Annotated in this window: 29 protein-coding genes and 1 pseudogene; 21 read left to right on the top strand and 9 right to left on the bottom strand. The window is 41.4% G+C overall.

The window, feature by feature from the left end; translation table 11 throughout:
• The coding region (locus ACWQ4X_RS17005) for a hypothetical protein (protein WP_457904443.1) at positions 1 to 279 on the top strand (279 nt) is incomplete at its 5' end.
• Positions 280 to 350: 71 nt separating this feature from the next.
• Here the strand turns inward: ACWQ4X_RS17005 and gatB are convergent.
• Genes gatB through gatC form a run of 3 tightly spaced genes read right to left on the bottom strand, consistent with a single transcriptional unit; the run spans position 351 to position 3,662 of the window.
• Entirely contained in the window at positions 351 to 1,817 is a 1,467-nt protein-coding gene (gene gatB / locus ACWQ4X_RS17000; RefSeq protein ID WP_457904442.1) for an Asp-tRNA(Asn)/Glu-tRNA(Gln) amidotransferase subunit GatB, read from the bottom strand.
• On the bottom strand, positions 1,817 to 3,295 hold the full coding sequence (gatA, locus tag ACWQ4X_RS16995) for an Asp-tRNA(Asn)/Glu-tRNA(Gln) amidotransferase subunit GatA (RefSeq protein ID WP_457904441.1): 1,479 nt from the start codon (positions 3,293 to 3,295) through the stop codon (positions 1,817 to 1,819). The genes gatB and gatA overlap by 1 nt, the downstream gene beginning before the upstream one ends.
• Positions 3,296 to 3,347: 52 nt before the next feature.
• Positions 3,348 to 3,662 carry an Asp-tRNA(Asn)/Glu-tRNA(Gln) amidotransferase subunit GatC gene (gene gatC, locus ACWQ4X_RS16990; RefSeq protein ID WP_142769409.1) on the bottom strand — a complete coding sequence of 105 codons (315 nt, stop codon included), beginning with the start codon at positions 3,660 to 3,662 and terminating at the stop codon, positions 3,348 to 3,350.
• 133 nt (positions 3,663 to 3,795) lie between these two features.
• On the opposite strand from gatC, the gene ACWQ4X_RS16985 reads away from it, so the two are divergent.
• The 6 genes from ACWQ4X_RS16985 (at position 3,796) to ACWQ4X_RS16960 (ending at position 8,555) form a co-directional block, all read left to right on the top strand.
• A complete protein-coding gene (locus ACWQ4X_RS16985) occupies positions 3,796 to 4,842 on the top strand; it encodes a rod shape-determining protein (protein ID WP_016165348.1) in 1,047 nt (348 codons plus the stop codon).
• Positions 4,843 to 4,856: 14 nt separating this feature from the next.
• Positions 4,857 to 5,714, top strand: coding sequence for a rod shape-determining protein MreC (mreC, locus tag ACWQ4X_RS16980; protein ID WP_100242181.1), 858 nt, complete (start codon positions 4,857 to 4,859; stop codon positions 5,712 to 5,714).
• Entirely contained in the window at positions 5,701 to 6,192 is a 492-nt protein-coding gene (gene mreD, locus ACWQ4X_RS16975) for a rod shape-determining protein MreD (protein WP_457904440.1), read from the top strand. The genes mreC and mreD overlap by 14 nt, the downstream gene beginning before the upstream one ends.
• Positions 6,180 to 6,746 (top strand): Maf family nucleotide pyrophosphatase, encoded by a 567-nt coding sequence (locus ACWQ4X_RS16970; RefSeq protein WP_457904439.1) that lies wholly within the window; start codon positions 6,180 to 6,182, stop codon positions 6,744 to 6,746. The genes mreD and ACWQ4X_RS16970 overlap by 13 nt, the downstream gene beginning before the upstream one ends.
• 39 nt (positions 6,747 to 6,785) lie before the next feature.
• Positions 6,786 to 8,240 (top strand): ribonuclease G, encoded by a 1,455-nt coding sequence (gene rng, locus ACWQ4X_RS16965; protein WP_100242184.1) that lies wholly within the window; start codon positions 6,786 to 6,788, stop codon positions 8,238 to 8,240.
• Between the two features lie 141 nt (positions 8,241 to 8,381).
• Positions 8,382 to 8,555, top strand: coding sequence for a PA1571 family protein (locus ACWQ4X_RS16960; protein WP_374531483.1), 174 nt, complete (start codon positions 8,382 to 8,384; stop codon positions 8,553 to 8,555).
• Positions 8,556 to 8,614: 59 nt separating this feature from the next.
• Here the strand turns inward: ACWQ4X_RS16960 and ACWQ4X_RS16955 are convergent, their stop codons facing one another.
• Together ACWQ4X_RS16955 and ACWQ4X_RS16950 are read right to left on the bottom strand one after the other, a co-directional pair.
• Entirely contained in the window at positions 8,615 to 9,994 is a 1,380-nt protein-coding gene (locus tag ACWQ4X_RS16955; RefSeq protein ID WP_457904438.1) for a WS/DGAT/MGAT family O-acyltransferase, read from the bottom strand.
• A 176-nt stretch (positions 9,995 to 10,170) separates the two neighbouring features.
• Positions 10,171 to 10,902 (bottom strand): phosphoadenylyl-sulfate reductase, encoded by a 732-nt coding sequence (locus ACWQ4X_RS16950; RefSeq protein ID WP_142769405.1) that lies wholly within the window; start codon positions 10,900 to 10,902, stop codon positions 10,171 to 10,173.
• A gap of 201 nt (positions 10,903 to 11,103) precedes the next feature.
• Between ACWQ4X_RS16950 and thrH the strand changes: the two genes are divergently transcribed.
• Positions 11,104 to 11,721, top strand: coding sequence for a bifunctional phosphoserine phosphatase/homoserine phosphotransferase ThrH (gene thrH / locus ACWQ4X_RS16945; RefSeq protein WP_457904437.1), 618 nt, complete (start codon positions 11,104 to 11,106; stop codon positions 11,719 to 11,721).
• Positions 11,722 to 11,782: 61 nt separating this feature from the next.
• Here the strand turns inward: thrH and ACWQ4X_RS16940 are convergent.
• The 3 genes and pseudogenes from ACWQ4X_RS16940 to ygfZ form a co-directional block, all read right to left on the bottom strand.
• A pseudogene (locus ACWQ4X_RS16940) lies at positions 11,783 to 13,013 on the bottom strand (OmpP1/FadL family transporter).
• Positions 13,014 to 13,350: 337 nt separating this feature from the next.
• A complete protein-coding gene (locus tag ACWQ4X_RS16935) occupies positions 13,351 to 14,604 on the bottom strand; it encodes an OmpP1/FadL family transporter (protein WP_457904436.1) in 1,254 nt (417 codons plus the stop codon).
• Between the two features lie 449 nt (positions 14,605 to 15,053).
• The gene (gene ygfZ / locus ACWQ4X_RS16930; protein ID WP_457904435.1) at positions 15,054 to 15,779 is read right to left on the bottom strand and encodes a CAF17-like 4Fe-4S cluster assembly/insertion protein YgfZ; all 726 of its coding nucleotides are present in this window, start codon (positions 15,777 to 15,779) and stop codon (positions 15,054 to 15,056) included.
• Between the two features lie 426 nt (positions 15,780 to 16,205).
• Between ygfZ and ACWQ4X_RS16925 the strand changes: the two genes are divergently transcribed.
• From ACWQ4X_RS16925 to ACWQ4X_RS16865, 13 genes are all read left to right on the top strand, one after another.
• Positions 16,206 to 17,093 (top strand): DMT family transporter, encoded by an 888-nt coding sequence (locus ACWQ4X_RS16925; protein WP_457904434.1) that lies wholly within the window; start codon positions 16,206 to 16,208, stop codon positions 17,091 to 17,093.
• A gap of 605 nt (positions 17,094 to 17,698) precedes the next feature.
• Entirely contained in the window at positions 17,699 to 18,256 is a 558-nt protein-coding gene (locus ACWQ4X_RS16920; RefSeq protein WP_457904433.1) for a DUF4256 domain-containing protein, read from the top strand.
• A 39-nt stretch (positions 18,257 to 18,295) separates the two neighbouring features.
• Positions 18,296 to 18,538, top strand: a complete 243-nt coding sequence (locus ACWQ4X_RS16915) for a DUF6868 family protein (protein ID WP_457904432.1) — start codon at positions 18,296 to 18,298, stop codon at positions 18,536 to 18,538.
• Between the two features lie 96 nt (positions 18,539 to 18,634).
• The gene (locus ACWQ4X_RS16910; RefSeq protein WP_457904444.1) at positions 18,635 to 19,336 is read left to right on the top strand and encodes a DUF1003 domain-containing protein; all 702 of its coding nucleotides are present in this window, start codon (positions 18,635 to 18,637) and stop codon (positions 19,334 to 19,336) included.
• A 127-nt stretch (positions 19,337 to 19,463) separates the two neighbouring features.
• Positions 19,464 to 20,129 carry an RluA family pseudouridine synthase gene (locus tag ACWQ4X_RS16905; RefSeq protein ID WP_457904431.1) on the top strand — a complete coding sequence of 222 codons (666 nt, stop codon included), beginning with the start codon at positions 19,464 to 19,466 and terminating at the stop codon, positions 20,127 to 20,129.
• A gap of 82 nt (positions 20,130 to 20,211) precedes the next feature.
• Entirely contained in the window at positions 20,212 to 20,580 is a 369-nt protein-coding gene (locus tag ACWQ4X_RS16900) for a ribonuclease E inhibitor RraB (RefSeq protein WP_100242196.1), read from the top strand.
• 109 nt (positions 20,581 to 20,689) lie between these two features.
• On the top strand, positions 20,690 to 21,136 hold the full coding sequence (locus tag ACWQ4X_RS16895; protein WP_457904430.1) for an SRPBCC family protein: 447 nt from the start codon (positions 20,690 to 20,692) through the stop codon (positions 21,134 to 21,136).
• A 14-nt stretch (positions 21,137 to 21,150) separates the two neighbouring features.
• Positions 21,151 to 21,498, top strand: a complete 348-nt coding sequence (locus ACWQ4X_RS16890) for a DUF2004 domain-containing protein (protein WP_457904429.1) — start codon at positions 21,151 to 21,153, stop codon at positions 21,496 to 21,498.
• A 35-nt stretch (positions 21,499 to 21,533) separates the two neighbouring features.
• Complete coding sequence (locus ACWQ4X_RS16885) at positions 21,534 to 21,884, top strand: DUF488 domain-containing protein (protein WP_457904428.1); 351 nt, start codon at positions 21,534 to 21,536, stop codon at positions 21,882 to 21,884.
• Between the two features lie 123 nt (positions 21,885 to 22,007).
• Positions 22,008 to 22,352 carry a zinc ribbon domain-containing protein YjdM gene (locus tag ACWQ4X_RS16880; RefSeq protein WP_457904427.1) on the top strand — a complete coding sequence of 115 codons (345 nt, stop codon included), beginning with the start codon at positions 22,008 to 22,010 and terminating at the stop codon, positions 22,350 to 22,352.
• Positions 22,353 to 22,467: 115 nt separating this feature from the next.
• Positions 22,468 to 22,842 (top strand): 5-carboxymethyl-2-hydroxymuconate Delta-isomerase, encoded by a 375-nt coding sequence (locus ACWQ4X_RS16875; RefSeq protein WP_457904426.1) that lies wholly within the window; start codon positions 22,468 to 22,470, stop codon positions 22,840 to 22,842.
• A gap of 210 nt (positions 22,843 to 23,052) precedes the next feature.
• Positions 23,053 to 23,388: a YegP family protein gene (locus ACWQ4X_RS16870; protein ID WP_100242202.1), complete on the top strand. Its 336-nt coding sequence runs from the start codon at positions 23,053 to 23,055 to the stop codon at positions 23,386 to 23,388.
• 335 nt (positions 23,389 to 23,723) lie between these two features.
• Complete coding sequence (locus ACWQ4X_RS16865) at positions 23,724 to 24,170, top strand: YybH family protein (RefSeq protein WP_457904425.1); 447 nt, start codon at positions 23,724 to 23,726, stop codon at positions 24,168 to 24,170.
• A 56-nt stretch (positions 24,171 to 24,226) separates the two neighbouring features.
• On the opposite strand, the gene ACWQ4X_RS16860 is transcribed toward ACWQ4X_RS16865, so the two are convergent.
• Positions 24,227 to 25,162: a tRNA dihydrouridine synthase gene (locus tag ACWQ4X_RS16860; RefSeq protein ID WP_457904424.1), complete on the bottom strand. Its 936-nt coding sequence runs from the start codon at positions 25,160 to 25,162 to the stop codon at positions 24,227 to 24,229.
• Positions 25,163 to 25,336 lie beyond the last annotated feature (174 nt).

Raw genomic sequence — 25,336 nt, 5'->3', positions numbered from 1 at the left:
CAAAATATTTGGGAAGCACTGAAAGAAGTTAATGAAGTGTATGATTGTTCTTATGTAGAGGCAAAAAATATTTTTGAGAGATACTTTAAAGAAATTGATGTTCCAACTTTGTTAAATGATTTATTTGATAGATCAATTATAGGAAATGTTAATGCTACAACAGGGCATATAAAGTTTGTATATAGAATTTCTAAAAAAGAAGCCACTAATTATCAACTAAATGAAAAAGAGTGTGTAAAAGTACATTCAGGTGTTAAAGTTTATTTAGATAGAAGATAATTATAAAAACCCGCTCTAAAGCGGGTTTTCTTTTGAAATTAGATCAGCTTAACCAATGAAATTAGATCAGCTTAACCAATCAATTTTTTCATCAATTCATTGACTTGCGCAGGGTTAGCTTTGCCTTTTGCAGCTTTCATCACTTGACCGACAAGACCGTTAAAGGCTTTCTCTTTACCAGACTTGTATTCTTCAACCATCTTCTCATTGGCTGCAAGCACGTCTTTAATAATTGCTTCAATCGCGCCTGTATCAGTTTCTTGCTTCAAGCCCTTTTCAGCAATAATGGCATCGGCAGTTTTGCCTTCTTCCCACATAAAGCCAAATACTTGCTTCGCGATTTTGCCGTTAATGGTGTTGTCCACAATACGTGCGATCATGCCACCCAATTGTTCAGCCGAAACAGGGGAATCCGCCAACTCTAAGCCTGCTTTGTTTAAAGCACCCGAGAATTCGCCCATCACCCAGTTTGCCGACACTTTACCTTGAGCCGAACCGCCAGCAGCCTGAACAACGGCTTCATAAAACTCAGACATTTCACGTGTTAGCGTTAACACGTGCGCATCGTACTCAGTCACACCAAAGTCAGCTACAAAGCGCTCACGACGCGCCGCAGGTAACTCAGGCATGGTCGCTTTGATTGCTTCGATTTGTGCATCTGGAATAATCACAGGCAACAAGTCTGGGTCTGGGAAGTAGCGGTAATCGTTCGCTTCTTCTTTGGAACGCATTGAACGCGTTTCCATCTTCACAGGGTCGAACAAACGGGTTTCTTGATCAACCGTGCCATCCCATTCCAAAATTTCCATTTGGCGTTCAATTTCAACATTGATCGCTTGTTCGATGAAACGGAATGAGTTGAGGTTTTTTAATTCACAGCGCGTACCAAAAGGCTGACCCGGACGACGTAAAGACACGTTACAGTCGGCACGGAACGAACCTTCTGCCATGTTACCGTCAGAAATGCCTAACCAACGTACCAGTGTGTGAATCGCTTTAATGTAGGCAACGGCTTCTTCCACCGAACGCATGTCTGGTTCAGACACGATTTCAAGTAAAGGTGTACCTGCACGGTTCAAGTCGATACCCGACATGCCTTCAAACTGATCGTGAATTGATTTACCTGCATCTTCTTCTAGATGGGCACGGGTCACGCCAATACGTTTGGTCGTACCATCTTCAAGTTGAATGTCGATATGCCCCAAGCCCACAATCGGGTTGTCCATCTGGCTAATTTGATAGCCTTTTGGTGAGTCAGGGTAGAAGTAGTTTTTACGTGCAAACACAGAGGCTTGGTCGATGTAAGCATCAATCCCCAAACCAAAACGAATTGCCAAATCTACCACTTGTTTGTTTAAAACTGGCAGCACACCCGGCATCGCCAAATCAACAAGGCTGGCTTGGGTATTTGGGTCTTGACCAAATTCAGTCGAAGAACCCGAGAAAATTTTAGATTTGGTTGCAAGCTGAGTATGAATCTCAATCCCGATAACGACTTCCCAACCGTCAATCAATTTCAACTTTTGAGCTTCAGCCATTATGCATTCTCCTCAGCAATTGCCGCACGTTGGGTGTGGAAGTCTGTCACTTGTTGATACTGATGCACCACAGACAATAATTGTGATTCAGACCAGTAGTTACCAATCAACTGTAAGCCAACTGGTAAGTTGTCTTGGTCAAAGCCAACAGGGGCATTGATGGCTGGTAAGCCTGCCAAGTTCACTGCGATGGTGTAGATGTCGCCCAAGTACATTTCTACTGGGTCTAACGATGCACCAATGCGGTAAGCCGTGGTCGGCGCAGAAGGAGCAGCAATTACATCAACCGTTTCAAAAGCTTTTAAAAAGTCTTGCTGGATTAAACGACGAACTTTCTGTGCTTTTACATAGTAAGCATCGTAATAACCCGCAGATAACGCATATGTACCAATCAGGATACGACGTTGCACTTCTGGACCAAAACCTTCAGAACGTGAACGCTTATACAGGTCTAAAATATCGGTCGGGTTTTCACAGCGGTAGCCATAACGCACGCCATCAAAACGAGATAAGTTAGAAGATGCTTCAGCAGGGGCAATCAAATAATAAGTCGGAACATAAGCTTCAGTCATGTTGAGTTCAATCTCAACCAAAGTCGCGCCCATTTCTTCCAGCTTCTTCAAAGATTCTTCAACGCGTGCTTTCACAGCAGCGTCTAGACCCGCCACATTAAAGTATTGCTTTGGAATACCAATGCGTAAGCCTTTTACAGGCGTTGCATTCAGGTTCGCAACGTAGTCATCAACTTCTTTCACTATAGAGGTTGAATCTTTGGCATCGTGACCTGCCATCACATTCATCAGGTAAGCACAGTCTTCTGCCGAACGTGCCATTGGACCGCCTTGATCAAGTGATGATGCATAAGCAATCATCCCGAAACGCGATACACGACCATACGTTGGTTTTAAACCGGTTAAACCACAGAATGATGCAGGCTGGCGAATCGAACCACCAGTATCTGTACCGGTTGCAAACGGAGCAAGATCAGCGGCAACCACAGCCGCAGAACCACCCGAAGAACCACCCGGTACGTGATCAAGTGCCCACGGGTTTTTGGTCGCACCGTAGTAAGACGACTCGGAAGTTGAACCCATGGCAAATTCGTCCATGTTCACTTTACCTAAAGTCACCAGACCTGCTGCTTTACCTTTGGCAACCACCGTGGCGTCATAAGGAGAGACAAAGTTGTCCAACATTTTAGAACCCGCAGAGGTTTTAATACCTTGGGTACAAAAAATGTCTTTATGTGCAATCGGCACACCCGTCAACACAGAGGCTTGACCCGCTTGACGCAGTGCGTCAGCCGTATCTGCTTGTGCCAAGGCTTGCTCAGCTGTCACGGTGATATAGGAATTGACGCGCGTATCAATTTTTTCGATACGTTTTAAATAATGTGCAGTCAGTTCGCGAGAAGAGAATTGAGCTTGTGCCAAACCCTCAGCAAGTTCACGAATCGATAAGCGATGTAAATCGGTCATGAGAAATAATTCTTTACGTTTAATTTAAAAAAAATGCTTAACTGAGCGGAAATTATTCAATTACGCGAGGTACAAGGTACAAGCCTGCTTCAACAGCAGGTGCAACAGCTTGATATTCTTCACGATGGTTCTGCTCAGTTACCACGTCTTCACGTAACGGCTGTGGATTGTCAAAAGGGCTCTTCAATGGCTCAACACCCTCGGTGTCGATGCCTTTTAGGGTTTCCATCATGCCTAAAATTTTATTTAAACTTTGAGCATATTCAGCAGATTGCGTATCATCTAGCGACAATCGAGCAAGATTGGCGATTGCTGAAACTGTTTGTGCATTTAAATCTGCTGAATGCTGTGCATCCGATGTAGACATAACATCACCTAATTCAGTATCAAAAAATTTCAAAATATCGTGCGTTATAATAAGCGATTGACTTGTTCAAAGCATCACATTTAGTTAAAGTTGCCACCTTGCGTCCACATATAGTAAAACTGAGAACGACCCCGTGATTCTAAAACGACTAATTGGCTTGTTTTCGCCAGATCTCGCCATTGATTTAGGTACAGCAAATACACTTATCTATGCACCAGGACGAGGCATTATATTAAATGAACCAACAGTTGTGGCGATTCGTCACAGTGGTTCACAAAAAATTGTTGCCGCTGTTGGTCTTGATGCGAAGCAAATGCTTGGTCGTACTCCGGCGAACATCTCTGCAATTCGCCCAATGAAAGACGGTGTCATTGCTGATTTTGAAGTGACTGAAACCATGCTCAACCAATTTATTGGTAAAGTGCATGAAAAGCGCTTATTCCCACCTGCGCCGCGTGTTGTGGTGTGTGTGCCTTGCAAATCGACTTTGGTTGAGCGTCGTGCCATTCGTGAAGCTGTATTCAATGCAGGCGCGCGCGATGTACGTTTAATTGAAGAGCCAATGGCTGCTGCAATTGGTGCGGGCTTACCTGTAGAGCAAGCATGCGGTTCGATGGTGGTCGATGTGGGTGGTGGTACAACTGAAATTGCCATTATTTCATTGCAAGGTTGTGTCTATGCAGACTCTTTACGCGTGGGTGGCGATGTATTTGATGAACAAATCATTAATTACGTTCGTAAAGCACATGGCTGCGTGATTGGTGAAACCACTGCTGAAAATATCAAAAAAGAAGTAGGCATGGCTTTACCAGACGAAAATGGTAAAACTTTAGAGATTGAAGTTCGTGGTCGTAACTTGGCAGAAGGTGTGCCACGTGCCATCACTGTGACTTCAGACGAAATTACGCAAGCGATTTCTGATCCGTTACAAAGCATTGTTTCTGCAGTGAAATCTGCATTGGAACAAACTCCACCAGAATTATCTTCAGATATTGCAGAGCGCGGTATTGTGTTGACGGGTGGTGGTGCATTGCTACGTAATTTAGACAAATTATTGGCTCAGGAAACTGGATTGCCAGTGGTTGTTGCGGAAGATCCTTTAACTTGCGTTACACGTGGTGGCGGTAAAGTTTTAGAATTCTTTGATAATCCAAATCACGACATGTTGTTTGTTGGTTAATTAAGGATTTGGCTGTGCAAACAAATTTGTTTTCTAGGCAGCCCCCATCATTTCGCTCATTTATCATTGCGGTTGTAACATGTTTGGTGGTGCTGTTTTTTAACTGGCGCTTACCTCATGTGATACAGCCTGCAAGAGATGTCCTGTACGCGGCATATAACCCGATTTATGCTTTGGCGAGCTATCCAGTCTTGTCCAGCGAATGGCTAAGTCAGCAAACCAAGTCAGAAGCACAATTACGTCGTGAAAACACGGCTATGCAGGCAGAACTGTTGCAAGCGCAAGTACGTTTGCAAAAGCTGTCAGAGCTTTCTGCGGAAAATACCCGTTTACGTGGTTTGCTGGATACACCGTTAATCATTGATGGTCGTATGGAAATTGCGGAAGTGATTGGTACCGATGCGGATCCACTGCGCCATATTATTGTCATTAACCGTGGTTCGACCAATAATTTAAAAGTTGGACAAACGGTTCTGGATGATAAAGGCATCATGGGGCAGATCATCAATGTCTATCCGCACAGTAGCCGTGTCATGTTGCTTTCCGATAAAGACCATTCTTTATCGGTACGCCTCGAATATACAGGCATGCGTGCCATTGTTTCGGGTACTGGTGATTTGGGGCATCTGAAGATGGAATACGTGCCAACCAGTGCCAATATAAAGGTGGGTGAAAAAGTGTATAGCTCAGGTTTAGGGGCACATTTCCCAGCAGGATATTTGGTCGGTACTGTGTCTAAAGTCAGCCGACATACGACAGGGGAATTTGCACAGATTGATGTGGTGCCTGCTGCGCAGTTAGCCAGCGGACATCATGTGGTGGTGCTGTTCTCCGATTCATTGGCGATGGAGCAACCACATGCCAATCGCTAAGTTACGTCAAGAAAAGCGCAAAGATCCGCTATTTCCAATCATCTTTTCGGTGATTGCAGCATCGGTGCTCATGGTTTATCCACTGGCTTATACCGCTTCAGGCTGGCGTCCATTGTTTATGATGATGGTGATGCTATTCTGGGTATTGTGTCAGCCGACATGGTGTGGCGTTTGGTTTGCCTTCGGCACAGGTATTTTTGTCGATATGCTGATGGATGCACCCCTAGGTCTAAATGCTTTGTGTTTTGTGGTGATTAGCTTCGTGGCGCGCTTTCTGATTCGTGAACGTCGTGTACTGACCTTTGCCAATCTGTGGGTGATTGCTGCACTGGCCATTTTAGCTTACCTGTTCATGATGTGGGTGGCGCAGATTATGGGTGGCATTCAGTTCTCCTTTGCCCGACATTGGCAGCCACTACTCACCAGTATTTTGGTGTGGCCACTGGTTTGTTTTGTGCTGAAAAGATGGCGCGTTTAGTTCTCGCTTCTAGTTCCCCCCGTCGACGTGAGCTGCTACAGCAGCTCGGTCTAGACTTCTCAATTTATAGCCCTGATATTGATGAATCTGTGCTTCAGGATGAAACTGCATCCGAATATGTGCAGCGCTTGGCTTGTGAAAAAGCCGCAGCCGTGCAACAACATTTCCCCGATGCCGTGATTATTGCCGCAGACACCAGTTTAAGTGTCGATGGCGAGATTTTGGGCAAGCCAGAATCCAAAGCGCATGCCTTTGAAATGTGGCAAAAAATATCAGGCAGAAGACATGATGTATTTTCTGGTGTTTGTGTACGCACATCCGCGCAAATTTCAAGTATAGTGGTTTGTACCCAAGTCGAATTTCAAGTATTAAGCCTGAAAGATATGGAAGACTATTGGGCAACAGGGGAACCCGAAGGGAAAGCGGGAGCCTATGCCATTCAAGGGCTTGCTTCGCGTTATATCCCCCGTATTGAAGGCAGTTATACCAACGTGGTTGGTTTGCCGTTACATGAGACAGTCGAATTATTCAAAGCCATTAAGGTCCTAAATTAATGGCGAAACAAAAATTTTTATAATGTTTTGAGTCTTATTATGTCTGACGAGTTACTGATTAATGTCACACCTATGGAGTGTCGTGTGGCGTTAATCCAAAATGGTACGGTCAACGAACTATATGTTGAACGCACTGTAAAACGGGGTTTGGTAGGCAATATTTATAAAGGCAAAGTGGTTCGTGTTTTGCCAGGGATGCAGGCGGCTTTTGTCGATATTGGCTTGTCGCGTACTGCATTTTTACATATCAATGATATGGTCTGGCCACGAAACCAGCCGATTCCGAATGTATTTGAGTTACTCCAGCCGGGGCAAATTCTGACCGTACAAGTCATGAAGGATATGCTTGGAACCAAAGGGGCGCGACTCAGTACCGACCTTTCTATCCCTTCGCGTTATTTGGTGCTGATGCCATTCGGTAATCATATTGGTGTTTCACAACGCATTGAATCTGAAGAAGAACGTGATCGTTTACGCTCTATCATCGAGAAAATTCAAGCACAGCATGAATTGCCAGGTTCAGTCATTGTCCGTACTGCTGCGGAAGGCATTGATGAAGCGTCTATTGCACAAGATATGGCTTACCTCGCCAAGTTGTGGGAATACATTCAGCGCAAACAAAAAAGCATTGCGGTGCCTTCATTGATTTTTGAAGAGCTTCCATTGCCGCAACGCATCATTCGTGATTTGGCCAATGAAAATACCTCAAAAATTTATGTCGATTCTCGCGAGATTCATGCGAAATTGCAGGAATTTGTGCAAGAGTTTGTCCCGAATATTCAAAATCGTTTGATTCATTATCCAGGTGAACGTCCGATTTTTGACTTATACAATGTCGAAGAAGATATTCAAAAAGCCTTACAAACCCGGGTTGCTTTAAAGTCGGGTGGTTATCTCATGATTGACCAGACCGAAGCCATGACCACAATTGATGTCAATACAGGCTCATATGTTGGTGGCAGAACACTGGAAGATACGGTGTTTAAAACCAATATGGAAGCGACACAGGTGATTGCACGCCAGTTACGTTTACGTAATTTGGGCGGCATTATCATTATCGATTTCATTGACATGCAAGAAGCTCAGCATCGTGAAGAGGTGATGAGCCAGTTTGATCGGATGCTGGAACGTGATCATGCCAAGACCAAAATTACTCAGGTGTCTGAGCTGGGTTTGGTTGAAATGACGCGTAAGCGCACGCGCGAGTCATTAGAACACTTATTATGTGAATCATGCCCAACTTGTCAGGGACGTGGTTATGTGAAAACTGCAGAGACGGTATGTTACGAAATCTTTCGAGAAATCTTACGATATACCCGTGCATTTGAATCACAGAGTGGCTTTACTGTCGTTGCACATCCATCCGTGATTGATCGCCTATTGACCGCAGAAGCCCCAGCAGTGGCGGATTTGGAGCATTTTATTAATCGTGTCATTAAATTTCAGGTGGAAAATTTATATACGCAAGAGCAATACGATATCATTCTGAGCTGAAATTGTAACAGGATATCGTTAAACACTTGTTACAACTGAAATTTTACTTTCGAGCTGGTTTTTTCAATACTACTCATACCAAGTAGCCAAACTAAATGAATCCTGATGAGAGCATTTAGTCTTAGCAAGAAGAGGTGTGATATGGGCATGAGTGAAAAAATTATTAAACAAGGTATCAAGCACGTGCTAGATAACAAAACCGTGCATACAGGTTATATCGTTGACGAACAGGGTAAAGAAACCCAAATTACAACAGCCATGATTCGTTCGGTGTGCCATCAGTTACTGAAACAGTGTCGCAGTATTAAAGCTTAAGGGGCTCATGTGAAGCCCCTTATTTTATTCTACTCAATTCTTGTCATTTGTTTCAGCGGTTAACTTACCGCTTTCAACTTTGGGTTTTTCACCCCAACAATACTTTCAAAGCGTTGAATTTCTTCTTCTAAATGTGTCAATAAGTTCTGCATTTTCGGCAGGGCAACACGACATGCGGTCAAACCGACTTCAAGCTTATCTAAATAACTGGTCATGGTGATATTCAGGGCTTGTCCATCCAGAACGATCGAGGCTGGATAAAGCGCATCTAACTTCGCACCATTCCAATACAAGGGTTCACGCGGTCCAGGCACATTGGAAATCACCAAGTTAAATGCCTGACGTTTTGGCATCAGTCCAGATGCAATGTTTAAACCTGCTGCTGTATAAACAAACGCGCTGTAATTCATAATCTGACTAGAATTCATGCGTTTAAAGCGCTCTTTGGCATTTAAAACACTACGACGAATGACTTGTAGGCGCTCAAGCGGATCTTCTTTATTCGTAGCTAAGTTCGCCAGAATCATGGTAATGCGGTTAGACACTTCCGAATCATCATCACGAATCGAAGCGGGGATCATTGCAATCAACGGTTTCTTCGGTAAGGCATTTTGACTCAGTAAATACTCGCGTAATGCACCCGAGCAGATCGCAAGTACCACATCATTAATGGTGACACTGAGTGAGGTTGCAATATGGCGCAGACGGTCAAACTCAAATGATTGTGCTGCAAAGCGACGAGAAGAGCTGACTCGTTGATTCAAAATACTGCTAGGTGCCTGAAAGCTTGAAACATAATCGGGATTTCGTCCCATGTCATTCATCACGGTTTTAGACAGTTCACGCATCACAATTGGTGTTGCTTCGACTTGCTGTATCAAACCACCGAAGATTTTTTTCATGCGGCTAGCTTTCGGTTCTTTGAGTCGTTTGGCACGTGGTCCTTCTACACACCATGGTGGCACGATGCTTTTCGCATTTGGATCATGGGACAATGATTTTTCAACCAGACGCATGCCTGCAATACCATCCACCATGGCATGATGGATTTTAAAGTACATGGCAAAGCGATTGCCTTCAATGCCTTCAATAATATGGCAGGTCCAGAGTGGTTTCGCACGGTCAATTAGGGCACTGTGTTCTTGAGAAATATAGGTGAGTAACTCACGAATTCGACCAGGATGCGGCAGTGCGATATGGCGGAAGTGATGATCGAGATCAAATTCTTCATCTTCATCCCACAATAATCCATTCAGTTTGTTATTGAAGGGTGGAACTGGATTACATTTAGAATTACGGATATCTGCGACAAGGTCTTGGATGAAGGTCTCTGGTGCATTATCGGGAATTTGAAAGAGGAATAGTCCCCCAACATGCATGGGTTGTTGCCGTTTCTCTAAAGACAGAAAAATAAAGTCTATCGGATGTAATGGGCGCATAATTTTGATTGCCTCACTGCAATTTCTTTGGGCAACTCCTATCTGAGTCGCCTTGTTAGAATTATCAAACTTGATTTGAGTATAGCTTCTTTTACTTACAATAGTTATGGGTTTATTGGCTGAATCTAGCGAAAAAAAAGCCACTGTAGATTCAGTGACTTTTTCTTGACAAATAATTATTTTAAATTGCCAGCGTGTAAACCACATTCTTTGTGAGTGGCTTCTTCCCACCACCAGCGACCTTCACGTTCATGCTGGTTCGGCAATACCGGGCGAGTACACGGTTCGCAACCAATTGAAATAAAACCACGTTCGTGCAATGGGTTGTATGGAATTTCCATCATGCGAATATAGTTCCAGACATCTGCACTGGACCAGTTCGCCAAAGGATTGTACTTAATTAACTGTTTACCTGGACCAGAAAAACCGACATCAGATTGAACTACAGGGATTTCAGTACGTGTGCCTGGGCTTTGGTCTTTACGTTGACCGGTAATCCAGCCATCCAAGGTCGCCAGTTTTTTGCGTAAAGGTTGGACTTTACGAATACCACAGCATTCTTTATGGTCATCTTGATAGAAACTGAATAAGCCTTTTTCATTAACCAGTGCTTGCACGGCTTCGGATTCAGGGAAGCAAATTTCAATATTGATGTTGTAATGTTTACGTACAGTTTCAATAAATTGATACGTTTCTGGATGTAAACGTCCTGTGTCTAAGCTGAAAACACGGAAAGGCTTGCCCAGATTGGCAGCCATATCAATAAGGACAACATCTTCTGCACCTGAAAAAGAAATGGCAATTTCACCTTCTTGATTCAGGGCAAGTTCCAAGATTTCACTTGGAGATTTATCTGCATATTCAGATGCAAGCGCATCAATATGATCGACAGTAGGGATAGCAGTCATGAGAGTTCCTGGCTATAGGCTTGGATACTTCAAAACCTATATTAAAAGATTTTAAAAATATTCTAATTGAATTGAATATTTCTACTTAGCATTAAAAAATAAATGCTTATGAAAAAAATAGATTTAAAAAACAGCAGCTACAGAATCATAAGTTGATGCTATTATAGTCCAAATTTTTTTCATAGACAGTTGAGGGTAATCATGGAAGTCGTTTGTCTTGATTTAGAGGGTGTGTTAGTTCCAGAAATTTGGATCAACTTTGCAAAAAAAACTGGGATTAAAGAACTAGAAGCGACAACACGTGATATTCCTGACTACGATGTGTTGATGACGCAACGTCTGAATTTGTTAAAGCAACATAATTTGGGTTTAGATGATATCCAAGAAGTGATTGCAGAAATGGGTCCATTCCCAGGTGCAAAAGAATTTGTGGAATGGGTGAGCACACATTTCCAATTGATTATTCTTTCAGATACGTTCTATGAGTTTGCACATCCACTCATGAAGCAATTGGGCTGGCCAACGATTTTCTGTCATAAGTTGGAGACAGATGAAAAAGGCATGATTTCAGCGTATAAATTACGTCAACCTGATCAAAAACGTCAGGCAGTAAAAGCACTTCATGGCTTGAATTTCCGTGTGATTGCGGCAGGTGATTCTTATAATGACACCACAATGCTGGGTGAAGCTGATCATGGTTTCTTGTTTGATGCACCAGAAAATGTGATTGCTGAATTTCCACAATTCCCACCAATCAACGGCTATGCAGCATTAAAAGAAGCGATTCGTAACGCATCTGTACGTGATATTCCAGCTTAAATAATATTCAATAAAAAAGACGGACTGATGAGTCCGTCTTTTTTTATATAAATTCTAGGTTTTAGAATTTGTAGCCGACATTTAAACCATAGGCGATGGCATTGTTGTCAGTAAATGTTCCTGCTTCCGAATGAGCACCCGTAACGGCATCAGCATCACCTAACCAGTAATATTTCACGCCTGCACCGATGAAATAATTTTCTGCAGGCGAGAAGCGTACACCAGTTCCCACACTCCAGAAGCCTTCTGTTGGACCCAGTGTCGTCACAGGATTACCTGCACCAGAGTCCCAACCTACAGAGATATTAGAACTCCAGCGATCACTGAATTTACGTCCCAAACCAACAGTTGCAGAAATTTGGTCATCTTTATAGTCAATCAGGTTAAAGCCATTCGGTTTGTTGGCTACAAGTCCAGCCTGCCCTAGTACTTGAGAAAGTTTGCCAAAGTTTGCCAAAGTTATACGGTTGAACTTTGAAGTTTGACCAGTCTACCCAGCGTACATTGGCAAATGCCACAGTATTTGCCATGATGCCTGTTTGAAAATCGACATTAACCGATTGTGGTGTAGTTAATTCAGTTTCACCACTTGAGGCATTTAATGCAGTCATCACACCATCAAGTGTTGCATTTCCAGTTAAACCTGCAAGCCCAAAATGCTCATAAGCATTCATTTTATGTTTAATTTCAGCGCGATAAGTTACGGATGCTTTTAACGCGATTTCAGGGATTTGATAAGCAACCCCCGCCAACCAGCCTACAGACTCATCTTCACCTGTTCGAAAATCATAACCATTGAGGACGCTATAGGTTGTACCACGAAGTAAAACTGTGCCATCTACCGTTTGATATACGGCACCTGCATATAAGTTCCAGTTTTCATTCGGTTGATAACCCATTAATAAATTTAAGTTTTGGGTATCAACAACTACCGATGTACCCCCTTGGAATGGTAATGCACGATTCTCTACAAAACCGCTATCTCCAGAATATTCGGCATCTGCACCATAAGGTTGATCATAGATTAAACCAACAGAGAAATGCTCAGTGGCTTGGACTTTCAAAGCGGCATGAGGGAAGTAATAGTCTCCAGCCATGTCACCCGTATGATTCCCATCCTTATCTTTGCCTGAAACATTTGGATCTAATACAGAAATACCTACTTCAAAGTAGTTTTCTGGCTGCAGGAAAGCTGCAATGGATTGACCAGAACGGTCAAGACCCGCGGCAAATGTTGATGTAGTAGGAATAAGACTGAGTAAAATTGCTTTTTTGAGGACGCTAAGCTTCATGGATATTTTCCCTGATATCGCTTTGTAACTAAAAGTTAAGGGAAGGTAACATAATTTAAAAAAGAGTAAATGCACTACGCTGTTCAATGATTGAACTAAGTCATGCACAAAAAGGACTTGAATAGAGTAAAAGTACTAATGTTACGATTGTATATTAATGATTTTTATATGAAAAATTAGAGTAATTAATTTAATTCTACAAAAAATAGTTGCTCTACTAAGTGTTGAAATTAGAGACACTTAGGTACTTTGTTAAAATTTTTTGAATTTGTTTTTGGTATTTTTTGCCAAAAAAAGACCATCTGATTAGATGGTCTTTTTGAATGATGCTTTCAACTTAGAAGCGGTAACCGAGTTTTAAACCGTATGCAATTGCATCATTATCTGTAAATTCTGCAACATAATTATCTGAACCAAAGTTAGATGCAACTTGTGCTTTAGCATCGCCTAACCAGAAGTATTTCACACCACCAGCAATAAAGGTTGCAGGAGTGGGGCTATATTGAACACCTAAACCAACATTCCAATAACCTTCTGTTGGACCAAGGGTAGATATAGGGTTGCCTGCACCAGAGTCCCAACCTACAGATACGTTACCTGCCCATTGTTCATTTAGTTTACGACCTAAGCCTACATTTGCAGACCATTGATCATCTGTATATGCAACAATATTAAATCCTTTTGGATTATCTGGGGTTGCTCCAGCAGCTCCTAGTTTTTCAGCAACTGTACCAAATTGTTTTAAATCAATAACAAAGTCTTTCCAGTTAACCCAACGCACATTGGCAAATGCAACCGTATTTGCCATAATACCTGTTTGGAAGTCTAAATTAACTGACTGAGGCGTAGTTATATTTGCTGTTGAAATTACATCATAGACTGGGTTCGCGCCACCTAATGCTGGTACAGCTAAAATATTGCTTTGACCATATTCATGAGCACTGGCTTTATGGTCAATTTCCGAACGATAAGTAATAGATGTTTTAAGCGCAATTTCAGGAATTTGATATGCAAAACCAGCTAACCAGCCAACAGCACCATCTTCATTAAGGTCGGCATTATAGTAACCAAGGCCAGTTTTTGAACCATATCCAGCACCGCGTAATTGAACATTACCTTTAATGGTTTGATAAACACCACCACCATAAATATTAAAGTTCTCATTTGGTTGGAAACCTACAATCATTGCTAGGTTTTGAGTAGTTACTTCAACCTCTGTTGCTTCACCATTTAAATGAAATAACCCAGTGTTTGCAGCTACTAAAGGATCAGAAGTTGAATAAGTAGCATCAGCACCAAAAGGTTGGTCATAAAGAATACCAAAAGAGAAATGATCATTTAATTGTAATTTTAATGCCGCTGAAGGGAATAAATAATCATCGCCCATATCTGCAAGTTGGCCACCACCTGTAGCGGCAGTTGCTTTACCAGAAACATTTGGATCAAGTACTGAAACGCCTGCTTCAAAATAGTTACCAGGCTGTAAAAAAGCCGACATTGATTGTCCTGAACGGTCAAGAGCCGCTGCAAAAGCTCCAGCTGTTGGTAATGCTGCGAGAATCATTGCGGTGGTAAGCGCTTTTAATTTCATTCTTTCATCTTCCCTTGAGGTACACGATTTTTTAAGTATGTTTATGTAAAATCTGGAATTTTTTGGTAGGTCCGACCAAAATTATCTTGTTACTCCATGTGACAAAAATATCACAATTAAAATAAGAGTAAATGCTCTAAGAAAACTGATTAGTTCAAAAAACAATCTAAATAGAGTAAAAATCCTATTTTTTACTGCATGATTTATTATAACTCAATGAATTTTATTAATTTATGGTATTAAATTTCAGATTTTGAGTTTTGAATTGATTGGTTGAAAAATAACCAAAACTAGGTATTTATTTTGAGTGGAAAAGATGAATTTCACTCAAATAATGATTAAAACAAGATGAAATCCATAATAAGTATTTATTTTTGATAAGAATTTATTCAATTGTGAAGAGATTGTATAGTTTTTATATACAATCTCTGGTTCTATTGGATACAAAATTAGTTGCTTGGTCGAGCCACATCACCATTTAAGGCTTCTGGAAGGTCTAAAATTTGTAAGCCTAGTTCTTCAATAGCGGCAGGCTTTGCAACCACCAATGCTGTATATCCTTCAGTTGTTTGAATGCTATTCACAACTTCAACATCATTATTGAGCTGGCTTGCAGGAGCAGGAGCCTCGCCTTGATCTTGAATCAAATGTAGCCAATGTTTCGGTTTGGCTTTAAACCAGAGGCGAGCCACAATTTCCTGACCTAAATAACAGCCTTTGTCGTAATGTACACCTTCACGTTGATGCAGACGTAATTCTTGAGGTTGAAACTTGTGTTCGCTTGCTTGGCAAATCCAAGCTTGTCCAGTTTTAATCGCTTGTAATTGCCAAGCTTGAATATCGGTTTCCGCTGCTGAAAACTCAGTATGAATGTCGACAACTGTAGGAAACACGCTGCCAACGGCTTCGAGTTTCATCTTCGAAAATGCACCAAATTTTTTGATGTGTTTTGCAAACTCTTCACTTTGATCTTGTGTGGTGATGATTTCAAAGCTTTCAGAATTGATTTTTTTAATCCACAAGCCAAAATGAATTCGACCTTTGAGATCACAAATTGCGGTATAGCGAGTTTGGTTTTCCATTAGACGTTCTACATGAACGGTAACTTGACCTTGTAGAAATTTTTGCGCGTCTACACCAATAAGGGTGAAAGCCGTAAATGCAACAGTACTCATGCAATGCTCACTTCAACAATTTATAGAAGAATTAATTCGCTTAATTTTCCACTATTTTGCCTGAAATTGCACATCTGCTTTTACTGAATGTCTAAAAAGCAGGGTGAGCTGGAGACAGAACAATATTTTCATGGATGTAGGGACTTTGATTTTTCAAAGTTAAAAGCTAAGTGCAATGGAACTTAGAGATTTGTTCCTTGAACAAATCAGTTCTAACAGCTGATGAGCAGTTTAATGTTGCAACTAAATACCGATTGTTAATGATGTGGCTGCTTAAGTAGTTTATTAGAATCCTGTTTTATTGGGAATGCATCTTTTCAATCGCAACCACATCGATGATTTCATCAGAATAAACAACAACTAAAGATCGAAAAGTGAACTTGAAGCGAGTAAATTAGCGGCTGAGTTCGAAATTAAGTAACTGTTATGGCAATCGCTTGGGTGTTGTTTACCATTATGGCTGCATTTATGCAGGCTTGGCGGAATGCTTTTCAAAAGCAACTAAGTACTACCGTTGATGTCTATGGCACGACCTTGGCACGTTTCCTTTTTTCTCCTGTGTTTGCTTTTGGCTATCTCACATTTTTATATCAGCATCAACCTGTCACAGCAGTTGTCAGTTTTTCTCCTCATTTTTGGCTCTATATCGTGATTGCGGGGATCAGCCAAATTTATGCCACAGCCTTAATGGTGAAATTGTTCCAACAAAAGAATTACGCCATTGGCATTGGACTAGCAAAAAGCGAAGCGATTCTGGCGGCTTTAATTGGAGTGATGTTTTTACAAGAACACCTCAGTGCTTGGGGCTGGCTCGGGGTATTGATTGGTGCAATAGCTGTGTTCTTACTTAGCAAAGGCAGTAGCCAGACCAAACTTTCCTTTAAAACCCTCATGATTGGTTTGGGGAGTGGGTTATGTTTTGCGATCACTTCTTTATTGGTGCGTGAAGCCAGCTTAGAGCTTGGCATGTTGCCTTTTTTACATCGTGCTGCATGGGTGCTGTGTATTTTAATCAGCTTCCAATGTGTGATTATGCTGCTGTACTTGGGTTTATTTAGTCGAAAAACCCTGTTTCACATGCGGCAGCGCTTAGGACTGACCTTTAAAGTCAGTGTGTGTAGTTTCTTGGCATCTTTGGGATGGTTTAGTGCCATGAGTATGCAGACCGTGGCATTGGTAAAGACTCTCGGACAGATTGAGATTTTATTTAGTTTGTTGATTTCGGCATTTTTCTTTAAAGAGAAATTGGCACGTTCTGATCATATGGGGCTGTTCTTGGTCATTCTGGCAGCGATGATGGTCATTTGGGCATAGTGGATGAGGCTTTGTTGCAGCTTGTGTTGGTAAAAAAACGCAAATTATGTGTAAAAGTGAAATTAATGATTGATTAAATTTTATAATTTGGAAATTTATTCTTTGTAAATATGATTTTGTGGGAAATTAACCTAAAAATATTAAGAAATTCTTTTTTTTAGGAAAACAATCCCAGCCGAAACTGCCTACACTATATCTCAAGGGTGTGATGGGGATCGGAAAGAGTAGATTGCTACCAGTTGCGTACAACGTGAGTGTAGTACTTACCCAAAAGGTCTCGATTCGGCTTAGGACGCTATAGACCAAAAGTTTATAGGCACAAGGTTATGATTTACAAAGTCATGGTTGTTGAAGTAAACCACTGATGTTTTCCCTTGACACCCTAAAAAATTTTTAAGTTAGAATAAAATCTAATAAATATAAAATAATAAACCAGAAAATGATTCAAAGCTTTCCCGATTATTCAGTTTATTTCTCATCTCTGATCATTTCTTCATGCAGATTTTTCTTGTTCAATTTACAAATCTAGACGATGTTATTTGAGTCGTTTCAGTAACATGGAATAAAACCTTCCTGAAAATAATCGAATAAAAAGAAGAGCAATGATGAGTCAAAATAAAGCAAAGCAAGCACTTGATGACCAAGCACTTTTCGCTTGTTTAGCACAGCGTTTTCAGCAATATCCTGAAAGACATCCTAATATTGTCTGGCAGGATGTGTTGTCTCAACTGCAAACTCAACATGAAAAAATCAAAAGTCTGCACTGGATGGAAGAAACAGGTGGCGAGCCAGATCTAATTCAATTTGAACCAAACCAATACTTCTTTGTCGATTGTGCTGAAGAAAGCCCAAAAGAACGCCGTAGTCTGTGTTATGACGCTGAAGCTTTAGCGGCTCGGAAACAGAATCCGCCACAGGATAGCGCAGTTCGTTTGGCACAGCAAAATGGAACGGCATTACTGACCGAACAGCAGTATCGAATCTTGCAACATCTGGGAAATTTTGACCAAAAAACTTCAAGTTGGGTGCAAACACCAGCCTCCATTCGGGCATTGGGTGGCGCCTTGTTTTGTGACCGTAGATATGGGCAAGTGTTTACCTATCATAATGGTGCAGAGTCTTATTATGCCGCACGAGGTTTTCGTGTCGCGTTAAAGCTTTAGTTCTACCCCATCATTCCAGTGGAAACGTAGAGGTTAACCATGAATATTGAATTTTTACGTGAAGCTTTATGCTGGTCTTTAGCCATCAATTATCTGATTTTATTGATTTGGTTTTTTGTGTTTATCAATGCCAAGCGCTGGATGAAAAGTTTGCATGGGCGCTGGTTTAAGTTGAATGATCCAACTTTTGATGCGATACATTATGCTGCAATGGCGGGCTATAAAATTTTGATTTTGGTGTTCAATTTGGTTCCATTGATCGTCTTGTCGATCATCACTTAAAGTGGAAATTGGGAGCTTTGGAATCGATTGAATTTTCTTCATTTTCGATAAAAATTGCTATGATGCTTAAATAAGACTAAATAAGTTACCACTATGATGGATAGACAAAATCAAACGCATCATTGCGTTGTGTGTAAAAAGCCATTTCCTTATAAAGCGCTGGTTTCAGGGCATGTGATTCGCGATGTCATCAGTGATGAAATTAAAAAAGACTATCCAGAATGGTCATCAGACAGTTTTATTTGCCGGCCTGACTTAACCCATTATCGAATTCAGTATGTCCATTCTTTGCTTAAATCTGAAAAAGGGGAGCTGACAGATTTGGAGCGTGAAGTGATCAGCAGTATGCAACGGCATGAACTGATTACGAAAAACATCGAAACCGAGTTTGATCAAAACTGGACTGTGGGTGAGAAGCTGGCAGATAAAATTGCCAGCTTTGGCGGCAGTTGGACTTTTTTAATTTGTTTCGGCATTTTTTTAGTGCTGTGGATTCTGTTAAATACTGTGGTGTTATTGATACATCCTGTTGATCCTTATCCTTTTATTTTGCTGAATCTGGTGTTGTCGTGTTTAGCAGCGATTCAGGCACCTATTATTATGATGAGCCAGAACCGTCAGGAAGCCAAAGATCGCCTGCGTTCACAGCACGATTATCAGATTAACCTCAAAGCTGAATTAGAGATTCGACATTTACATGAAAAAATGGATCATTTGCTGTCGCATCAATGGGAACGGCTGGCACAAATTCAGGAAATTCAATTGGATTTGCTTACTGAAATGAATAAGCGTCATTAAAAATATCTATGCTTTTGAAGTGAAGAAAGATGCTTTAATCCTTGATGAAATGGCATAAAAACAGAAGAATTGACAGCATTCTCTAGGCTTGATATTTTGCCCGCTTTGCTACTAAGCCTGTCGCATCATGCCTTTAAATGACCACTTTGTTTATACGCCGCCACAAGAACCGTTGCAGATTGTGTATGAAGATGCGGACTTGGTGATCATTAACAAACCTGCGGGTTTATTGTCAGTACCTGGACGTTTACCCGAACATCATGATAGTGCTTATTATCGTGTATTAGACCAGTTTCCTGAGGCGAAAATTACCCATCGTCTAGATATGGCGACTTCAGGAATTCTGATGTTTGCCAAACATCGTGATGCCGAGGTAGCGGTCAGTAAAATGTTCCAAGCACGCACAGTGACCAAACATTATCAGGCACTGGTGCAAGGGCAGATTCAGCAATCAGGCTGTGTTGAAGTACCTTTAATCACGGACTGGGAAAATCGTCCACGACAGATTGTACATTTTGAATTGGGTAAAGCGGCAAAAACCCTCTTTGAACTTATGCAATACGATGCAGCGCAGGATATCAGTCGTGTACTACTCACCCCAATTACAGGGCGTTCACATCAATTACGCGTGCATATGCAATATATTGGACATCCCATTACAGGGGATAAGTTATATCATCCTGAACCTTTTAACAGTCCGTTCAAACGTATGGCACTCCATGCCAGTCATCTCAAATTTACGCAACCCTTAAGCGGTGAGCTGGTAGATATTCAAAGTTTGCCTGCCTTCTAAAAATATCAATTTTAGGGCTTAAACTGTCATAAATTCATGCTAAATTACGTTTAATTAATAAGCAAAAAGCAGGGATATAAGAATGAGCCGTAATTATGAATTATTTCCAGATGATGATAACGGTAATGTACTTTGGCAGATGTATGAAGACGGTAATGACCTGACCGATCTGCATGAAATTGAATTTTCAATTGTGTTCACCACGCAAGAACAAGCCGATAAATGTGCTTTGCATTTGTTGCATGAAGAACAAAAGGTTTCGCTGTTTCAAGAAGAAGTTAAAAATGACGGAAGTGATTTATGGGTGCTGAATATCCACGTTAATATGATTCCTGAATATCAGGATGTTCAAGATTTGGAAGAGTGGTTTGTTAAAATAGCCGAAATGTTCCAAGGTGAATACGACGGTTGGGGCTGTCTCAGCTATCTCTATGATTATGATGACGAATAATAAGATGTCTTAGTGGATGGCTGCTGTGTAATTTGTACTCAAGTTATACATAAGTCTCCACTGCTTACCGTACACTAACAGCAGCAAATAATAAAAATAGAGGTGTCTCATGTCGAATACGGTTCAATTACATCGTGTTTTTAATGCACCCCCTGAGCGTGTTTATCGTGCATTTACCACTGCAGATGCCTTGGTGAAATGGATGGCGCCACATGGTTTTACTGCACATGTGGAATTGCTTGAAGTGAAACCAGAGGGCAAATATCGCATGTATTTCACCAATTTTTCGACAGGCACACGAACTGTTTTTGGTGGCACCTATCATGAAGTCATTCCGAATGAGCTGTTACGCTACACCGACCAATTCGAAGACCCGAATATGCCCGATTTAATTGAGGTTAAGGTTAAATTTAAAGCAGTATCCGTGGGTACCGAAATACAGATTACACAATCAGGCATTCCTGATGTGATTCCAGTCGAGGCATGTTATTTGGGCTGGCAAGAATCATTACAATTGTTGGCGCTCCTAATTACAGCAGAAATACCCGATAGCTAGAAGGTAAGATGGCAATGCAAAAAAAAATTGAAAGTTTTAAAGAAAGGGAGCAAAGAGCCAGACAAGCCATGTGGCAAAGCTTTCTGCAAGACACGGCACGAGACAATCAGGTGCGACTGTATGTCGAGCATCATTTGCAAGAAATTTCCCCTAAATATTGGCAGCATCATACAGGGTTGACGCGTCCCGATGCCAAACAAGTGATTGAGCTGCTTTCAACTCAGCGCTTTCTCGACTTTCATTCTGTAGAAGAAAATGATGATTCGATAGATTTTAGTCTGCCCGAGAATGTCACCGACTATGTGTTATGTGTTTCATTTGATGAAGATGGAAATGTAGAAGACATCAGTATGGAAAGTTAAATCAATCACTCATTTCGGCATGGCTAAGGAAATCAATGCAAATTCAGATCAAGCGCGTCTATAGTCCTGTTACAGCAGAAGATGGATTAAGAGTTTTAGTCGACCGTTTATGGCCAAGAGGCATGAAAAAGGAAGATGCCAAAATTGATTTGTGGCCCAAAGATATCACACCTTCTACAGCACTCAGGCAGGCTTATCACCAAGAGTTAATAGGCTGGGAAGAGTTTCGTGAGAAATACTTACTGGAACTGGAGCAATATCCTGAAAAGATAGCTGAATTACGTTCTTTAGCTCAACAACACAAACTGAGTTTAATTACTGCGGCAAAGAATGAAACACAGAATCATGCAGTGGTACTCCAAGCGCTATTACAACGCACAGCCTAAGGCATGCGATCAGGTAAGGGAATGTATGATCTTGAGAGAATAACCTTACAGAGTATAGGGTTTTATCGTACTTTCGAGTAAACTGAGCCACATTGAACTTTTTTTCCTTTTTCGAGTTTATTTATGTCTTTAGCTCCGTGCCCAAAATGCCAATCAGAATATACCTACCAAGATGGCGACTTATTGATTTGCCCAGAATGCTCATATGAGTGGCAAGAGGGAGAGGCGAATTCAACAGAAGAAGTGACTCAAATTAAAGACAGTAACGGAAATTTATTGGTCGATGGTGATACAGTCACTGTGATTAAAGATCTGAAAATTAAAGGATCATCCTCAGTTGTGAAAGTGGGAACCAAAGTAAAGAATATTCGTTTACTGCCTGAAGCCAGCGATGGACACGATATTGATTGTAAAATTGATGGGATTGGTGCAATTAAACTGAAATCAGAATATGTGAAAAAAGTGTAATTGTATGCCGCGACGTCACTGTTGATGCTTGAAGATTCAAAGAACGAATTTTCATGCAGCAGTGACGAATCAAAACATGCTATAACCCATTTTTCACTGTTTGGGTTGCACGCAGATGCCACATATTCACTTGGAATATTCTGACAATTTAAAAGACTTTCAAGCTCAACCTGTTTTGTTGGGTCTTAACCAAGCATTGTTCGCGACAGGTCATGTCAAAGCAGCCGTAGACATTAAAAGCCGAGCAATTTGCCAACGTGATTATTTGATTGGTTTCGGTGAATCCAATCAAGCCTATGTGCATGCTAAGGTTTCCTTACTTTCTGGTCGTGATTTACAGACCAAGACCGAAATTTCAAATCAACTCCTTTCGACTTTACAACAGTTACTTCCTAAGCAGGCCGATTTGACTGTGCAGCTTTGTGTGGAAATTTTAGAAATGGAAAAAGCCTGTTATGGGAAAACCGTCGTAGCGGCGGCTGCAACCTGATTGCTCTAATCTATTCTGAATTTGCAAGATGTTAAATACTGCTCCTGAACTGCATGGTTTTGGGGCAGTTTGAATCCTCCTGATTTCTGATGAGCGAATGTTTGATTAAAAATGCTCTTTTTTGTTGTCTAAAAGTCATTTATATTTCTTAGAACTTAAATAGTTTCAAGCAACAATAAATAAAGTGAAAACAACAAGAGGAATGAAAATATGTCTGGATGGTTTGAGCTGAGTCAAGCAAAAGATGGTCAATATCGCTTTGTACTCAAAGCGGGGAATGGGGAAGTCATTTTAACGAGCGAGCTTTACAAAGCCAAAGCTTCTGCGCATGTGGGCATAGAGTCCGTCCATAAAAATAGTGCAGATGATCATCGTTATGAGCGTTTGACTGCCAGTAATGGCAAGCCATATTTCAACTTAAAAGCGGCCAATCATCAGGTGATTGGGACAAGTCAATTTTATTCTTCTGAACAGTCACGTGATAAGGGCATAGAGTCGGTTAAAAATAATGGCTCGGTCGCGACCATTAAAGACTTAACGGTTTAGTTGAATGCAGAATAAATCTTGAGAAGCATGTCCATCGACATGCTTTTTTATTGACTAAGATTTATGAAAACTGATCGTGAAAGAAGGGCTTGGATGTCCGATAAAATTACAGCTTTATTCTCTAAATGATTTTCGCTATAGTTTTTATAGTGTGATGGGGATCACATGATGTGGGTTTGTGAAGGCTGTAGGGAGTGCGCCTTCTAAGACTGTGTATAAAAATGCAAATGTCTCTGAATGTTTTTAATTTGTATGCAGATGCGCTCAAGTCGTGATGCCGTCAAATTCAGGGCTTATGCTGATGAAAAGTAGATACACTGTAAAGGAATGACACGATGAGCATAGAAATTACGGGTGATGAGCAAAGTGCCCATGAAGTCCTCGCGATGCTAAAACACTGGGATGAAGCGGTGGCAAACATGGATATTCAAGCTTTAGCGGATCTGTGTGTCGAAGAGGTGAGTTTAATTGATGTCAGTACCCATCTCACGGGTATTCAAGCATACAAACAATTATGGAAGCGTTATCTTCCTGTGAAAGTCGGGAACATTCGGGTTTATCGTGAAGCTATTAAAATGATTGCTCAACCTGAACTTGCTGTATTGCACTGTTTTTCCAAGGTCGATCAAATTGATGCAACCCCAAGTTTAGAAGTGTTTTGGTGCCGAACCACCATTTGTTTTCAGAAAGTCGAAGGCGCATGGAAAGTCGCGCATCAACATATTTCCATGCCTATACAACTGGAAACGGGACTGCCAATTTTACTGAGTGAAGTGAGTTAATATTATAGATGATCAAGTCATGAGGTATAGCAGATGCCTCATGACTTTTTGTATTTTTAGCGGGCAGCAGTTTCTAATTTTTCTACAATTTCATGCAGTTGTTTAATCCGTTTCACTTCATCCCAGAGCAATTTCGCTTCAGGATAATGTTTGGACATCATCCCCAGCCATTGCTTGTAGCGCCCCAGCATGCCAATTTCAGTTTTGGCAGGGCCGCTAATAAAGCGGATTTGCAAAGCCAATAAATCGTTCCAACTTAATAGAGGCGTATCTGAGTTTTGGCGAATACACTGGGTTAAATCGGGAGTGGTTACAGCACCACGACCAATCATTAAATCTTCACACCCTGATTCAAGACGGCACTGTTTGGCATCGGCATTGGTCCAGATTTCGCCATTGGCAATTACGTTAATTTTCAAGGCTTCACGAATCGGTCTTAGCTGATCCCAAAAGGCAGGTGGGGTATAGCCGTCTGCCTTGGTACGGGCATGCACGGTTACCCATGCTGCACCTGCATCTTCAATGGCATGCGCATTGTCGAGCATGAAATGACGGTCCATATAACCCAAGCGCATTTTTGCGGAAACAGGAATATGTTCTGGCACGGCTTCGCGCACGGCTTTGACCAATTCGTGTACCACTTCAGGTTCATCTAACAATACAGAACCACCGCGGTGGCGGTTTACTGTTTTAGCTGGGCAACCAAAGTTCATGTCGATGGCAGGTGCACCCAGTTTAACGGCACGAATGGCATTGGCAGCCAGCATTTCAGGATCATTACCTAAAAATTGCACATGCACGGGTGTGCCCGCAGCTGTTTTTCCACCGTTCAGTAATTCAGGGCAAAACTGATGAAAAATATGATCAGGCAAAACGGAATTGGTGACACGAATAAACTCGGTTACACACCAATCGAAGCTGCCGACGGATGTTAAAACATCACGCATAATCGGGTCAGTTAAGCCTTCCATGGGTGCAAGGATGAGTTTCACGGTTCGAATCACCAGTTAAATTTGAGAAACGGTGTTATACGTTTTTTTGGTGAGGATGTCTAGGCGAAGGGGCTTGGAATATTGTCACTAGAAATGGGGTGAAGATTCATATGTTGTTGCAGAGGCTTCACTTTAAATCAAGGATTGGATTTGGAATAATTTCACTAAATCTAT

It is taken from the genome of Acinetobacter sp. NigerLNRRAM0016 (genome assembly GCF_054112845.1).
The sequence above is the reverse complement of the archived record's forward strand: the minus strand, read 5'-3'. Positions and strand labels throughout refer to the sequence as shown.

Excerpts from the sequence above, each read along its gene's own strand:
- ACWQ4X_RS16955 (WP_457904438.1), bottom strand. The coding sequence starts at position 9,994 with ATGCGCCCATTACATCCGATAGACTTTATTTTTCTGTCTTTAGAGAAA.
- ACWQ4X_RS16915 (WP_457904432.1), top strand. The coding sequence starts at position 18,296 with ATGAATATTGAATTTTTACGTGAAGCTTTATGCTGGTCTTTAGCCATC.
- ACWQ4X_RS16875 (WP_457904426.1), top strand. The coding sequence starts at position 22,468 with ATGCCACATATTCACTTGGAATATTCTGACAATTTAAAAGACTTTCAA.
- ACWQ4X_RS16935 (WP_457904436.1), bottom strand. The coding sequence starts at position 14,604 with ATGAAATTAAAAGCGCTTACCACCGCAATGATTCTCGCAGCATTACCA.
- mreD (WP_457904440.1), top strand. The coding sequence starts at position 5,701 with ATGCCAATCGCTAAGTTACGTCAAGAAAAGCGCAAAGATCCGCTATTT.
- ACWQ4X_RS16920 (WP_457904433.1), top strand. The coding sequence starts at position 17,699 with ATGAGTCAAAATAAAGCAAAGCAAGCACTTGATGACCAAGCACTTTTC.
- gatA (WP_457904441.1), bottom strand. The coding sequence starts at position 3,295 with ATGACCGATTTACATCGCTTATCGATTCGTGAACTTGCTGAGGGTTTG.
- ygfZ (WP_457904435.1), bottom strand. The coding sequence starts at position 15,779 with ATGAGTACTGTTGCATTTACGGCTTTCACCCTTATTGGTGTAGACGCG.
- gatC (WP_142769409.1), bottom strand. The coding sequence starts at position 3,662 with ATGTCTACATCGGATGCACAGCATTCAGCAGATTTAAATGCACAAACA.
- ACWQ4X_RS16865 (WP_457904425.1), top strand. The coding sequence starts at position 23,724 with ATGAGCATAGAAATTACGGGTGATGAGCAAAGTGCCCATGAAGTCCTC.
- gatB (WP_457904442.1), bottom strand. The coding sequence starts at position 1,817 with ATGGCTGAAGCTCAAAAGTTGAAATTGATTGACGGTTGGGAAGTCGTT.
- ACWQ4X_RS16950 (WP_142769405.1), bottom strand. The coding sequence starts at position 10,902 with ATGACTGCTATCCCTACTGTCGATCATATTGATGCGCTTGCATCTGAA.
- ACWQ4X_RS16890 (WP_457904429.1), top strand. The coding sequence starts at position 21,151 with ATGCAAAAAAAAATTGAAAGTTTTAAAGAAAGGGAGCAAAGAGCCAGA.
- ACWQ4X_RS16895 (WP_457904430.1), top strand. The coding sequence starts at position 20,690 with ATGTCGAATACGGTTCAATTACATCGTGTTTTTAATGCACCCCCTGAG.
- ACWQ4X_RS16900 (WP_100242196.1), top strand. The coding sequence starts at position 20,212 with ATGAGCCGTAATTATGAATTATTTCCAGATGATGATAACGGTAATGTA.
- ACWQ4X_RS16905 (WP_457904431.1), top strand. The coding sequence starts at position 19,464 with ATGCCTTTAAATGACCACTTTGTTTATACGCCGCCACAAGAACCGTTG.
- ACWQ4X_RS16970 (WP_457904439.1), top strand. The coding sequence starts at position 6,180 with ATGGCGCGTTTAGTTCTCGCTTCTAGTTCCCCCCGTCGACGTGAGCTG.
- rng (WP_100242184.1), top strand. The coding sequence starts at position 6,786 with ATGTCTGACGAGTTACTGATTAATGTCACACCTATGGAGTGTCGTGTG.
- ACWQ4X_RS16925 (WP_457904434.1), top strand. The coding sequence starts at position 16,206 with ATGGCAATCGCTTGGGTGTTGTTTACCATTATGGCTGCATTTATGCAG.
- thrH (WP_457904437.1), top strand. The coding sequence starts at position 11,104 with ATGGAAGTCGTTTGTCTTGATTTAGAGGGTGTGTTAGTTCCAGAAATT.
- ACWQ4X_RS16880 (WP_457904427.1), top strand. The coding sequence starts at position 22,008 with ATGTCTTTAGCTCCGTGCCCAAAATGCCAATCAGAATATACCTACCAA.
- ACWQ4X_RS16885 (WP_457904428.1), top strand. The coding sequence starts at position 21,534 with ATGCAAATTCAGATCAAGCGCGTCTATAGTCCTGTTACAGCAGAAGAT.
- ACWQ4X_RS16960 (WP_374531483.1), top strand. The coding sequence starts at position 8,382 with ATGGGCATGAGTGAAAAAATTATTAAACAAGGTATCAAGCACGTGCTA.
- ACWQ4X_RS16910 (WP_457904444.1), top strand. The coding sequence starts at position 18,635 with ATGGATAGACAAAATCAAACGCATCATTGCGTTGTGTGTAAAAAGCCA.
- ACWQ4X_RS16870 (WP_100242202.1), top strand. The coding sequence starts at position 23,053 with ATGTCTGGATGGTTTGAGCTGAGTCAAGCAAAAGATGGTCAATATCGC.